General features: G+C 54.2%; 7 protein-coding genes and 1 pseudogene. 6 read left to right on the forward strand and 2 right to left on the reverse strand.

Going from position 1 to position 13253, the window contains the following annotated elements; all coding sequences use genetic code 11:
• Positions 1–125: 125 nt before the first annotated feature.
• Positions 126–1559, reverse strand: a complete 1434-nt coding sequence (locus DSM110093_RS18925) for a glycosyltransferase family 1 protein (RefSeq protein WP_243267771.1) — start codon at positions 1557–1559, stop codon at positions 126–128.
• A gap of 100 nt (positions 1560–1659) precedes the next feature.
• Here DSM110093_RS18925 and DSM110093_RS18930 point away from each other — a divergent pair, with 100 nt between their 5' ends.
• Positions 1660–4938 carry a glycosyltransferase gene (locus tag DSM110093_RS18930; protein ID WP_243267772.1) on the forward strand — a complete coding sequence of 1093 codons (3279 nt, stop codon included), beginning with the start codon at positions 1660–1662 and terminating at the stop codon, positions 4936–4938.
• A gap of 237 nt (positions 4939–5175) precedes the next feature.
• Here the strand turns inward: DSM110093_RS18930 and DSM110093_RS18935 are convergent, their stop codons facing one another.
• The gene (locus DSM110093_RS18935) at positions 5176–6210 is read right to left on the reverse strand and encodes a hypothetical protein (RefSeq protein ID WP_243267773.1); all 1035 of its coding nucleotides are present in this window, start codon (positions 6208–6210) and stop codon (positions 5176–5178) included.
• Positions 6211–6306: 96 nt separating this feature from the next.
• On the opposite strand from DSM110093_RS18935, the gene cysD reads away from it, so the two are divergent.
• From cysD to DSM110093_RS18960, 5 genes and pseudogenes are all read left to right on the forward strand, one after another.
• Positions 6307–7212: a sulfate adenylyltransferase subunit CysD gene (gene cysD, locus DSM110093_RS18940; protein ID WP_243263493.1), complete on the forward strand. Its 906-nt coding sequence runs from the start codon at positions 6307–6309 to the stop codon at positions 7210–7212.
• A gap of 47 nt (positions 7213–7259) precedes the next feature.
• On the forward strand, positions 7260–9167 hold the full coding sequence (gene cysN / locus DSM110093_RS18945) for a sulfate adenylyltransferase subunit CysN (RefSeq protein ID WP_243267774.1): 1908 nt from the start codon (positions 7260–7262) through the stop codon (positions 9165–9167).
• Positions 9168–9213: 46 nt separating this feature from the next.
• Positions 9214–9623: pseudogene (locus DSM110093_RS18950) on the forward strand (UDP-glucose 6-dehydrogenase); the annotation flags it as partial.
• Positions 9624–10157: 534 nt separating this feature from the next.
• Positions 10158–11606: a mannose-1-phosphate guanylyltransferase/mannose-6-phosphate isomerase gene (locus DSM110093_RS18955; RefSeq protein ID WP_243267775.1), complete on the forward strand. Its 1449-nt coding sequence runs from the start codon at positions 10158–10160 to the stop codon at positions 11604–11606.
• Positions 11607–12587: 981 nt separating this feature from the next.
• On the forward strand, positions 12588–12995 hold the full coding sequence (locus tag DSM110093_RS18960) for a VanZ family protein (protein ID WP_243267776.1): 408 nt from the start codon (positions 12588–12590) through the stop codon (positions 12993–12995).
• Positions 12996–13253 lie beyond the last annotated feature (258 nt).

Consider the following 13253-nt stretch of genomic DNA (forward strand, 5'->3'; position numbering starts at 1 on the left):
TGAGGATAAAGTGTATCCCTCAACTGCCCGCCAGACCGCTGACCGCCGCAGGGGCGGGGCTTCTCCTAGAGATCGCTTGCAATGAAGCAAAGCGCCTAGGCCTCTCGACTGAGGCCATCGTTGCGTTAAGCAATCAGCTTTAGAAGATCGCGCCCCACATCATCCCAGCTCCGCATGGATGCCTTAGCAATTTTGGCCTCCAAAGAGGCGCGGTGATCCGGATCGGCAATAAGTCTGAGGCAGGCCGTTTTGATGGAAAAGAGATCATGTGGATCGCAATATTCCACCATGTCGCCACCAACCTCTGGCATTGATGATGTTTGGGAGACGACCCCGGTTTTGCCGTAGCTGAGCCCTTCACCGATCGGCAAACCCCAGCCCTCGTAGAAACTGGGTGTGGCAGTGAACAAGCAGTGGCGATAGAGGAAATCCAGTTCCAGATCTGTGGGACTCTCGCAGATCTCTACCCAGCCCCCCAAACGCCCGGTGGCTTGCATCAGCGCATCGAAATCAGCGTTTAGCCACCCCCTGCGGCCTGCGAACACCAACTTAGGCAGGCGGACACCTGGATCATCGCGCAACTGATCCCAGACCTGCGCTAAGGCCCAAAGGTTTTTGCGTGCTTCCATTGTACCAACGCAAAGAACAAACGGCCATTTAAGCAAGGCGCGAATGTTTTCATCCAGATTCCAGCTGGTCGCCAAGACATCATAGGGGGCGGGTATAAGCGTGTCGGTCCCTGCCGCAGAAGTGGACGGCCGGGGCAGGGCCTCTTGTGCCAACGGCAGAACAGCAACTTCCCGCTCTGCTTCGTGGCTTGTTAGAAATGCGCGAAAATCTTTTGCGGTCGCCTGAGAGTTGGCCAGATATAGATCGGTGTTCTTCAAGGTGCTCAGGAGCCATTTATAAAACCGCATCGGGTCCGTCCCCGAGATGTACTCGGGGTTCTGCATCTGGATCAGGTCGTGCACCATTAAGGCGATTTTAACGCCTTTTTCACGCAAGTCGTCGCGCCAATTTTCCGCAACATTCCAGCTTGGATCAAGCCAGCCGGCATCCAAGAGGATCACCCAGTCACCCGGAGCGCATACCTTTGAAGCAGCTTGGGTTTCGAAGGCTGGCGTGTGGGAGGCCCGCCGCGGGCTTGACGCTTGCCATTCTTCTATCGTCAGGTTCCGTTTGCGGAAATGATCTGCATTTCCTGCTTTGGCATTAAGGTCGCGCAAGAGCGTATGGATAAGGCGTTTAGCAGGTTTTTGCGCGTAGCCTTCAAGCGAAGGGCGTTGCGTATTTGTCGGGGCAACGTCAAGCACATGGGCGAGCTTTTGCAGATCGGCGGCTCCCTCTGGAGCCAACACGCGATAAGGTAGAACGCGGTAGTCGCTCGCATCATTCCCGCAATATCCAAGCCAGAGGTCATCGGGAGGGTAATGAGCTGCCAACGCTTCAATCAGCATTACCATAACCCGCTGGATGCCGCTCAGTTGCGCGTGTTTAGAAATATAGTTACGCAGCTCAGTTACATCGACAACTATTTTTGTCATATGTGCAAATGCCATGGCTAGGATAGAATGGTGGCTCTATTGGCAGACTGCCTGCCTCTTAGCAAGCAGTGCCTAAGGCCCTCCTGCGGCTGGATAGGGTAAAATAAAGCCAGAGTTGAGGGCAAATATGGACCGGGACCTTTTCTATCGTGATTTTGAAGCGGCCTTCCGAGGACCACGTGAAGAAATTATCGCCCGCTTAGGCTTTTATGCGCCCTTTGTGCAGCCGTTACGGGAACTCTCAGAGATGCCGCAAGCGGCCTTTGATATGGGCTGCGGGCGGGGCGAGTGGCTGGAAGCTTTAGGAAGCTGGGGGTTTGACGCATGCGGTGTTGATCTGGACCAAGGGATGTTGCTGGAGGCCCGCGATCTCGGTCTAGAAGTAATCTGCGCCGACGCGCTCGAGACATTGTCCACATTACCCGACAATAGCCAAGCCGTCATCTCGGCGTTCCATCTTGCCGAGCATATCCCTCAGGATATGTTGCTTACTCTTTTGGAAGGGTCGGTTCGGGCACTTGCACCCGGCGGCATTTTGATCATTGAAACCCCCAATCCAGAAGCGATTGGCGTGGCGACTCTAACGTTCCACAATGATGCGACACATCAAAGCCCAATCCCGCCGGAAGTGTTAAAATTCCTCTTTGGGTACCATGGGCTTGCACCGGTAAGTCGCTTCAGACTGAATGGGCCACAGGGGGCTGAGCCCCCAGGTTTGAAAGACGTGCTCTATGGGGCCGCTCCCGATTACGCTGTTATAGGTCAAAAGCCGGGGAACGAGGCGGCAACACAAGCCCTCGCTCAGCCGCTCTCCTTGAACATTGGTGCCTCGAGTGAAGACCTTGCCCAAACGTATGATGACAGACAGAAACAGCAGGCCGAACAGATCAGAATATTGGATGATCAGTTGCACCAGCTGCGCAATCAGACAAGCGCGATGCAAGCAGATATAGTCCTTCTGCACCGTCTCAAAAAAACCAAGTTTATGCAAAGATCGCGTAAGTTGCGCAATTTTGCCGCTTGGCTAAAGGGACCCAAAAGGCTGCGCCCGGCGCGACTGAAGAGCCGCCGCCCGACCTCCGCGCCATTGATGTCTTCCATGACCCTTCCTCAAGGCCCCCTCAGTTGGCAGTTGGAAGGGCCTTTTGACAGCTCTTATTCTTTGGCTTTGGTTAATCGAGAGTTGGCCCGCGCATTAGATCGGGCCGGACAAGACGTGTCCTTAATCTCGGCTGAAGGACCGGGGGCCTTTGATCCGAGTGTAGAGTTTCTCAAAGCTGAGCCCGATCTTGCCGCTATGTTTAGACGCTCCAGCGATGGTGCAACCGTCATCACCCGCAATATGTACCCTCCTCGTGTCGAGGACTTGCCTAAAGGCTCGAGTAAAAAACCGATTGTCGGCGGACTTCATTGCTACGCATGGGAAGAAACTGGACTTCCCGTAGATTACGTTGATCACTTTAACGCACACTTACGGCTCATGACTGTAACCTCTGCGCATGTGCAAAGGGTAATGATCGATAACGGTGTGCGTGTGCCAGCTTATGTGGTCGGAAATGGCGTAGACCACTTGCCGCTCAATGTAGCTCCTGAGCGGGCTCCCATTTTGCCGCCTCGGATTAAGAACGCCAAACGGGTGTTCATCCATGTCTCTTCTTGCTTTCCACGCAAAGGTGCTGATGTTCTGCTCAAAGCTTGGTCACAGGCCTTTGGAGATCGCGAAGATGTAGCTCTGATCATTAAAACCTTTGATAATCCACACAACGACATTGCGGCACAGATTGCCTCCAAACCGGGGTTATCACAGGTCCATCTGATCTCAGAGGATATGTCTGCCATAGAGATGTCTGCTCTTATGACCGCCGCTCATGTCGCCGTATTGCCGAGCCGTGCAGAGGGCTTTGGCCTTCCTGTCGCAGAGGGCTTGATGGCAGGGTGCAGGGTAATCACCACCGGGTGGAGTGGCCAGACAGTCTTTGAGGGCTGCCCGCTCCTCCGCTTCATCGACTATGATTTGGTGCAAGCAGATAGTCATCTGGGAGCCGGCGACAGTCTTTGGGCAGAGCCAAAACTGCCGGATTTAATCAACGCGCTAAACGAAGCTGCGGACGCCGATTTACCCACCTCTGCGCAGCAGCAAGAGGCGCGCGACTGGTTGCTTGGACGGTTTACTTGGGATGCTGTTGCACAACGCAGTATTGCGGCTGTCAAACATGCTGCCGCTAAACCAATAACGCCGCCCCGCATTGGTTGGATCAGTACATTCAACACCCGCTGCGGGATTGCGACATATTCAGAGCACCTGCTCGATCACATGCCTAATGATGATATTCTTGTCTTGGCTTCTGATAGTGACAACACTGCCCAGCCTGATGAGAGCCTGCCGCACCCAGTGGTCCGATGCTGGAGTGAAGGGCAAGGTGGTCTCGACCGTCTTACAGCTCAGATCAATGCGGCGAACCTTGATGTTCTCGTGGTGCAGTTCAACTACGCGTTTTTCGACATGTCTCAGCTGGGCGCCTTTTTGGATGCACAGCGCGCCGCGGGCCGCCGAGTGGTGGTCATGCTTCATGGCAGCAATGATGCGCGCGCGCCTGCAGATCGCCAATTGCGGCAAATCACTTCAGCGCTTCGGGGGTGCGACCGCCTGTTAGTACATACATCGGCGGATATGTCCCGACTGCGAGAGATGGGTGTTGCAGAAAATGTGACCTTGGTGCCTCATGGCATTTTGGTACCCGCGAAAGCAGCAGCTTTGCCTGCGCGTAAAGGACCGATTGTACTGGGCACCTATGGCTTCTTCCTCCCAGGGAAAGGCTTGGTTGATCTCATTGATACCATTGCCGTATTGCGCAGGCGGGGCCATAATGTAGCACTACGTATGATCAATGCCGAATACCCCCAACCCGTTTCACGGGCCGAAATTGATCTCGCACAGGACCGTGTAGCCTATCACCAGATAGAAGACGCGGTTCAAATCAATACTGAGTTTACGAGCGACGCAGTGGCTATGGCAGCCCTTCAAGATTGTGATCTCATCGTATTTCCCTATCAATCCAGCGCGGAGTCGGCCTCAGGCGCTGTGCGCTACGGACTGGCAAGCGGGCGTCCGGTGGCGGTTACGCCCTTGGAGATTTTTTCCGACGTTGCAGACATCACTCTGACCCTGCCGGGCCGTTCAGTTACCGATATGGCAATGGGAATCGAAAGCTGGTTAAAGGGCTTGCGTTCAGGGCCTAACGGCATTCCGAACAGTGCTATTGAAGATGTGCAAAAACGGGGCGCCGAATGGTGTGCAGCGCGGTCCTACACTCGCACCGGGGCACGTCTTTCAGGAATGTTAACTGCATTGCACAACACCCCTCCGTCCTCTCTGTTCGACGTAGACAGCTAAATATCTTTGGGAAGGTGACATCATTCGGTAGAGAATGTTCATATCCGCGGGCCGAGTGCGAAAGGCTGAGAACAAAAAAATCCGACTTGTGTGACCGCACCCAACAACAAGTGAATGCGAGGCGACAGCGTGACATTTGCTGAGGTTGCACCAAGCCATCTACCTGCAGACCAGCAATCTTCACGCGGCTCAGTTGCTGCTCGGTCACGCCAGCATTGAAAGCCGAGCATGCCGAGATCAATCCATTTGGGCAACCCAAACGATATCAAGAAGTATCCGACGCAAAACGGCCGTTTGTCCGTTGGCTCCAGTTTTGGCATAGATCTGCTTGGAGCAGCTCCGGGTCGTCTCTAGCGTCCAGCCAAGAGCTTGCCCGGCGTCACGCAAGCTGAACCCGTCACAAAGATGGGCCGCCAAACGCGCCTCACTGCGGCTGAGGCCAAAGCGACTGGCAAGTTGGGCCTCAGGAATGTCGCGCGTGGCTAAACTTTGGCGCAGGCGTCCCACAAGCACCGGCTCACCTGCCAAAGATTCTGCACGGATGACCATTTGCACCACAGGTCTGCGTGACAGTTCGACGAATTGCGCCTCTCCTTCGTGCAGTGTGGCTGCCGCTATGCCCCGACGCAGCGCTTCTGCAGCGTTGTCATCGGGTGCGAACAACCTTCTGTCAGCGCGCAAGTACACACCTGCCGCCGTCGCTAGCCGATCGGCCATCCCAGGAGCCATCTGCTGCACCTTTCCAGATTGCGAGAAAATGATCCAACCCGCGCCTAGAGCGCGACATATATGACGGTCCAACGCTGCGATGCTGCGGCTTTGCTCAAGTTCCTTCCACCCTTTCAGGGCGGGGCCAATGTAAGGAACCAAAGAAGATAATCGCGACGCGTCCGTCGCTCGAAAATCCGCCCCCTCGCGTTGCAGCATTAACAGTGCCACTCCCTCCTGCCCGATTATCACCTTCAGCGCCCGCACGGCGCGGCCGGGCGCATCAGAACCGGATATCGCTGCAGCAGGCAGATCGGTCGTGGAATAAACCCGTCCGGCCCGCATACGCACTATCGTTGCTAGGTCCGGCGCACTCCAGTTGGCACCCACCTGCCAGAGCACAGGCGACCCACTCCGCCATTGGATTTGCAGCATCGCGCTCTCGGCGTGGCTGCTCTGTGCCAACAGATCAAGGAAATCCAGCCAGAATGTCGACGAATTACCTTCGCTGTCACCCATGGCAGCCGCGAAAAGCGCTGTCAAAATCTCGGATTCGCTGGGCATGGGGCCTCACCTTGTCACTTTGCCCCCCATATGGGGGAGGTTTTGAGTGGGAAGCAAGACTAGGTCACTGGCAACGAAGTTCTGAAAGAGGCGCTTATGACGACCAAGACATTGACCCATTTGCAGCGCCTAGAGGCGGAAAGCATTCACATCCTGCGCGAGGTTGCCGCCGAGTCAGAAAACCCCGTCATGCTGTACAGCGTCGGCAAGGACAGCGCCGTCATGCTGCATCTGGCCAAAAAAGCATTCTATCCGGCATCCCCTCCGTTTCCGTTGCTGCACGTCGACACAACGTGGAAGTTCCGCGATATGTACGCGTTGCGCAACAAGGCGGCGCAAGATGCGGGCATGAAACTGCTGGTCCATCAGAACCCCGAAGCACTGGAAAAGTGCATTAACCCGTTTGATCATGGCTCCCTACATACAGATATGTGGAAGACCGAAGGTCTGAAACAGGCGCTCGACAAGCACGGCTTTGACGTAGCCTTTGGCGGGGCCCGTCGCGACGAGGAAAAATCACGCGCCAAGGAGCGAGTATTCTCTTTCCGCTCGGCCAACCACCGCTGGGACCCGAAAAATCAGCGCCCAGAGCTTTGGCGCTTATACAACGCTCAGAAGGCTAAGGGCGAAAGTGTGCGTGTCTTCCCAATCTCGAATTGGACGGAATTGGACATTTGGCAGTATATCCACCTTGAAAATATCGAAATTGTTCCGCTGTATATGTCAGCCTCCCGCCCAACTGTAGAGCGTGATGGAATGATCCTGATGGTGGATGACGACCGCTTCCCACTCAGGGATGGCGAAACACCGCAGATGCGATCAATCCGGTTCCGCACCTTGGGCTGCTATCCACTGACGGGTGCGATCGAAAGCACCGCGACAACCTTGCCTGAAGTTATCCAAGAAATGCTACTGACCACCACCTCGGAACGTCAGGGGCGCGCCATCGACCACGACCAGACCGCTTCGATGGAGAAGAAGAAGCAGGAAGGCTACTTCTAACCGCTTCGCATTCCCCAACCCAGTTCAAGCATTCAGGTATCCATCCAATGACCACCACAGACACCTTTTATAAACCAGACTCCCTCGTTTCCGAGAACATTGATGCCTATCTGCAGATGCACCAACACAAGACGATGCTGCGCTTTATCACCTGCGGCTCTGTTGACGATGGCAAATCCACGCTGATCGGGCGGCTGCTGTATGATAGCAAAATGATCTTCGAAGATCAGCTTGCAGCGCTTAAGGCCGACAGCGAACGTGTTGGCACCCAAGGGCAAGATATCGACTTTGCGCTGCTGGTCGACGGCCTCGCTGCCGAACGCGAGCAAGGCATCACCATCGACGTCGCCTATCGCTTTTTCGCAACCGAAAAGCGCAAGTTCATCGTCGCCGACACCCCCGGCCACGAGCAGTATACCCGCAACATGGTCACCGGTGCCTCGACCGCCGACCTGGCGGTTATCCTAATCGACGCGCGCAAGGGTATCCTGACCCAGACCCGCCGACATAGCCACCTGGTACACCTGCTGGGCATCCGCAATATCGTGCTGGCCGTCAACAAAATGGACCTCGTGGATTACGACGAGGCCACCTTTAACCGCATCGTTTCCGAATACCGCGCCTTCGCTGACAGCATCGGAATTGAGGCCTTCACCGCAATACCTATCTCCGGGTTCAAGGGCGACAACATCACCAGCCAAAGCGAAAATACTGGCTGGTTTACTGGCAGCCCCCTACTGCCCTATCTTGAAACGGTCGAGGTCAAGGACGACCGCGACCAGCACGGGCCGTTCCGTATGCCCGTTCAATGGGTCAACCGGCCCAATCTGGATTTCCGCGGCTTTGCCGGTTTGATTGCAGGCGGCACCGTGAAACCGGGCGATCCAGTGCGCGTGTTGCCGTCGGGCAAGACATCGACCATCGCGCGCATCGTCAGTCTGGAAGGCGATCGCGAAGAGGCTGTCGCGGGCGAATCCGTTACGCTGACCCTGGCCGATGAGATCGATTGTTCTCGCGGTCAGGTCATTGTCGCCGCACAGTCGCCACTTGAGGTGGCTGACCAGTTCGAAGCCAAACTGGTATGGATGGACGAGGCCGAACTGGTCGCCGGACGCGCCTATTGGTTGAAGATAGGAACCCAAACCGTATCGGCCACAGCGCAGGCCCCGAAATACGAGATCAACGTCAACACCCAAGAACACCTTGCGGCCAAGTCGTTGGACCTGAACGCAATTGGTGTGACCAACATCACAACCGACCGTGAAATTCCATTTTCCAGCTATGCCGAAAACCGCGATCTGGGTGGCTTTATCTTGATCGACAAGATCACCCACCAGACGGTTGCGGCTGGTATGATCCACTTTGCCCTGCGTCGCGCCCAGAATATCCACTGGCAGGCGACCGACATCGGGCGTGAACACCATGCTTCAATGAAGCACCAAAAACCTGCCGTGCTTTGGCTGACAGGGCTTTCTGGTTCGGGAAAGTCCACAATTGCCAATATGGTTGAAAAGCAGTTGGCGCGCATGAACCGCCACACCTTCTTGCTGGACGGCGACAATGTGCGTCATGGCTTGAATAAGGACCTTGGCTTTACCGAAGCCGACCGCGTTGAGAACATCCGCCGTATTGGCGAAGTTGCGAAACTGATGACCGATGCCGGACTGATTGTGATCACGGCGTTCATCTCACCGTTCCGGTCGGAACGCGACATGGTGCGCAGCATTATGCAACCCGGTGAGTTCATTGAAGTTTTCGTCGACACACCACTTGAAGTGGCCGAGCAACGTGATGTCAAAGGGCTTTATGCCAAGGCGCGGGCGGGAGAATTGAAGAACTTCACAGGCATCGACTCACCTTATGAGCATCCAGAAGCCCCGGAGCTTCGCATCGACACGACAGAAATCACCGCGGAAGAAGCTGCAGCGATGATTGTCTCGCGTTTAATTCCTTAGTATCCCACTCTCATCGTTGAGGACTGAAAAATCTGCCCGCCCCACGCATCACAACCCTTCCTTTGGTTATGGTGGCTATTGCTTGCCTAAAGACAGCAAACAACTCTTGGCGAACTGCTCTGAGGTACCGCAAAATAGCTCCGCACCATCGTTGACGCTAACCGCACGCGCAAGGATTTTATTGCCGAACAGATACTCGCTCAAAAACCACGCCGTGTTGGCGTTTGCCGTTTGGTCATGAAGTCCGGCTCAGGCAATTTTCGGCAAAGTTCAATCCAAGGCGTGATGAAGCGGATCAAAGCCAAGAGCATTGAGGTAATCGTCTATGAGCCTGAAATGCAGGATGAGGATTTTGTCGGATCACAGGTGGAGCGTGATCTTTCTAAATCTAAAAAAGACTGCGACATCATACTCGCAAACCGCCGAACGCGCGATCTTGAAGACGTCATGGATTAAATTTTTACCCGCGATCTATTTGGATCAGATTGATCGAAGCCAAAATACGGTCCGCGACATAGCCTTCTTGAGTTTGGCGAGAACCGCCGATTTTCCTATCCAACAAAACAATCAACTAAAATTGTACTAAGCGCTATCGTCCATAAAAATATAGAGATAACCATAGCGGTTCGACGGCGCCGCTTTGATCGCGCCAATATATTGGATATCCTATTTAACATATGGGTTTTTCTAAAAATGTGGCTGTATTGTCCGTCAGAACAAATGTGTAGCGCTTGATAATATGCCCCGTCAATGAGACCAGCTGCGCAGGTTCTGCTTGATACCAATCCATGACATTATAAGCGCACGCCAAAGCAGTTGAGATTGAATTTATACAATAAAATCATTAGACCCAGTCACCACGCTCGCTGCGCGTGGAAGCCGCCTAACCCCGTCTCCAACCAAAATTCCAAGCCAAAGCTGAGCTTGGCTTGTGGCTTCTAGAAGGGCAGGGTGCTATTGTTACAGATAGTATTTACCGAGGAACGATAGATGACACACATCGTGCACCCTATTTTGCTGTGCGGCGGTTCTGGCACCCGGCTTTGGCCGCTGTCCCGCAAAAGCTATCCAAAACAGTTTGCGAAGCTGATGGGGGCATACAGCTTATTTCAAAGCTCGGCAGAACGCATGATAGGGCAGGGCTTTGCCCCGCCAGTACTATTAACGGGATCAGACTTCCGCTTTGTGGTAACTGAGCAGCTTGCGGCAGTAGAGATTTCCCCCGCGGAGATTTTAATCGAGCCAGAAGGCAAAAATACTGCGCCGGCAATTCTGGCCGCAGCTTTGAGTCTGGCAGAGCGCGCTCCAGAAGCACTGATGCTTGTCGCTCCCTCAGACCATGTTATCCCAGATGCGGAGGCATTCCGCAGCGCGGTGCAAGCCGCTACACCTGCGGCACAAGCAGGCCAGCTGGTCACCTTCGGTATACACCCTGACCGCGCAGAGACTGGCTATGGCTGGCTGGAGATCAACGGCGCATTGGCAGAAGAGCTGGATGCTACACCTCAGCCATTAAAGCGCTTCGTCGAAAAGCCAGACAAACCTACTGCAGAGGCTATGCTCGCCGATGGTCAGCATTTGTGGAATGCGGGTATCTTCCTCTTTTCCGTAAAGGCGATCATTGCGGCTTTCGAAACCCATGCGCCCGAGATGTTGATGCAAGTGCGTACCGCCCTGGAAGAGGCGGAGAAAGATCTAGGCTTTACGCGGCTGGCGCCAGATGCCTGGGCCCAAGTTGACAACATTTCCATCGATTATGCCGTGATGGAAAAAGCAGATAACCTCAGTGTTATGCCCTACTCGGGGGCGTGGTCAGATTTAGGAGGCTGGGATGCTGTCTGGCGCGAATCCGGGCCAGATGAAGCCGGAGTGGTAACTTCCAACTCTGCGACGGCCATCGATTGTCATGATACACTGCTGCGTGCAGAAGACCCACGCCAGCACCTTGTCGGCATTGGCTTGCAAGATATCATCGCAGTTGCCATGCCTGATGCAGTGCTGGTCGCCCACAAAGATCGTGCGCAGGATGTTAAAGAGGCCGTGGCGGCTCTCAAGAAGAAAGGCGCCGCACAAGCCGAAACTCTGCCTCGCGACTATCGGCCATGGGGGTGGTTCGAAAGCTTGGTCTCGGGATCGCGCTTTCAAGTCAAACGTATTGTAGTGCACCCAGGCGCGGCGCTCTCACTGCAAAGCCATCATCATCGCTCTGAGCATTGGATCGTTGTCGAAGGTACCGCAAAAGTTACGATCGGAGAGGATGTGCAGCTCGTAAGCGAAAACCAGTCAGTCTACATTCCCCTCGGCACGGTCCACCGTATGGAAAACCCCGGAAAGATTCCCATGGTACTCATTGAAGTGCAGACAGGAAGTTATGTGGGTGAAGACGATATCATCCGCTACGAAGACGTTTACGCCCGCGGCCAAGGCGCTAAGGGCTAGATCCATAAACTTAAGTGACGGCTGTATGGCCGCACAATCAATCTGAGATTGCCCCCATGAAACGACTTATCTTGATACCTTTCCTGCTTCTCTCTGCTTGCGGCTCAACGCCCGGCAAAGAACCACCAATGCACTATGACCGCACCACTGGTGAGATGCGGCCCTGTGCTCACATTGGCATGTTAGGAGACTGCAAGCATTTCATGTGAGGACGACTTAGGCAGCGCCGAAAGGGGGCGTCCTTCAAACTCTTTATTTCCGACGGAAACCACAATGTTTCCGCAGGACAAAGCCCGGACAAATTGGCCTTGGATGTGAATATACTTGCTGATGAGAACGGTGCGGATCATGGCAGACCTCGAGCTTTAAGTGGGTAAGTCTTACCTATAAGTACCGCTTGGCCATGCGTAAAGACGCAAAGGCTAGATACCTGCGCAAGAGCGCCAGCGTCAAGCTGGGTGCCCTTGGAGCAAAGCCATCCTTTGACACCATATCCGCTCAAATGAGCAATCGTACTGTTAGATTCCAGCTCGTTTAGATCCTGAACTTATTGAGTGGCCCAAAACAGATCTCGAGGGGACTGCAAGGGCCGCTTAAGGAGTGGGCGGAAGATTTTCTGCAGCCGTCCCATCTAAGCGATAACGGGTCCTCAACGTTCAGATGGCGCGTCAAACTTGGGGGAGGGCACCTCTCAATCTGCTTCAACTGAAGCTCGCAACTATATAATATCATTGTTATTTTATTATTGATTAAATCCACCCTCATGTAAGCGAGGCCTGAGGCAAGGCTGTTGTTCGGAGGGGCAGAATGCGCAGAACGGGTACCCTGCGGTATTATGCCGTCTCAAATGATCGGGGATCGTTCGTGTTATTGAGCTATGGTAGGCACGCCCGCAGCGCACATTCACCATGTCGGTCGCCTTTAGGCCAGTGGGGTATCTATGCGCCTTGCTTTCCAAAATTTTGAGCTGAAAACACCAAGATGAGAGACAGACCCAAACCTCAATCAACGCCGCTGAGCGTTAAGCAGCGCCGATTGATTGCAATTTGGTTAACTGCCGGTCTGGCCGCTGGCATCGCGGCGTTGACGTTGATGCCCTTAAACACACCTCAAGCCATCCCGGGCACCGACAAAATCCATCACATTATCGCATTCATGGCGCTAACGTTGCCTTGCGCTGCCTTCTATCCAAAGGCTCTCTTCCAAGTGATGGTTGCGGCTGTCACCTACGGTGCTCTGATTGAGGTAATCCAACCCTATATCGGACGATCCGGCGAACTCACAGATTTCTTCGCAGACTTGGCAGGGATAGGGCTTGGCGTCAGCATTGGGCTTCTCTTGAACATAATTCTAAAGAGTTCAGCCCTGCTGCGTCCGCTGCGAGGATAACACAGACTTCAGTTGCCGGCTCAATGAGGTACAAAAAATCGACCGGGCCCACACTTAAGCCTTATAGGCGGCCCCTTATTGCCCCATTGCTGGTCAACAATCACGAGCATAGAGCAGGATTGGAGCAAAAAATGACACATCACTCAAAAACCGATCTTTTCCATATGATTGGATACAGCCTGATCGCCGCAGTCGTCGTTTGCGTCACACTATATACTTGATAGCGCGTTCTTGGTGGATGAGCAGGAAACCTATAGT

Origin of the sequence: Sulfitobacter sp. DSM 110093 (assembly GCF_022788715.1) — a bacterium.
In the GTDB taxonomy this organism is placed as follows: domain Bacteria; phylum Pseudomonadota; class Alphaproteobacteria; order Rhodobacterales; family Rhodobacteraceae; genus Sulfitobacter.

What these genes read in the sequence shown, in the direction of transcription:
- cysN (WP_243267774.1), top strand. Translation starts at nt 7,260, where the DNA reads ATGACCACCACAGACACCTTTTATAAACCAGACTCCCTCGTTTCCGAG.
- DSM110093_RS18960 (WP_243267776.1), top strand. Translation starts at nt 12,588, where the DNA reads ATGAGAGACAGACCCAAACCTCAATCAACGCCGCTGAGCGTTAAGCAG.
- DSM110093_RS18925 (WP_243267771.1), bottom strand. Translation starts at nt 1,559, where the DNA reads ATGGCATTTGCACATATGACAAAAATAGTTGTCGATGTAACTGAGCTG.
- cysD (WP_243263493.1), top strand. Translation starts at nt 6,307, where the DNA reads ATGACGACCAAGACATTGACCCATTTGCAGCGCCTAGAGGCGGAAAGC.
- DSM110093_RS18955 (WP_243267775.1), top strand. Translation starts at nt 10,158, where the DNA reads ATGACACACATCGTGCACCCTATTTTGCTGTGCGGCGGTTCTGGCACC.
- DSM110093_RS18935 (WP_243267773.1), bottom strand. Translation starts at nt 6,210, where the DNA reads ATGCCCAGCGAATCCGAGATTTTGACAGCGCTTTTCGCGGCTGCCATG.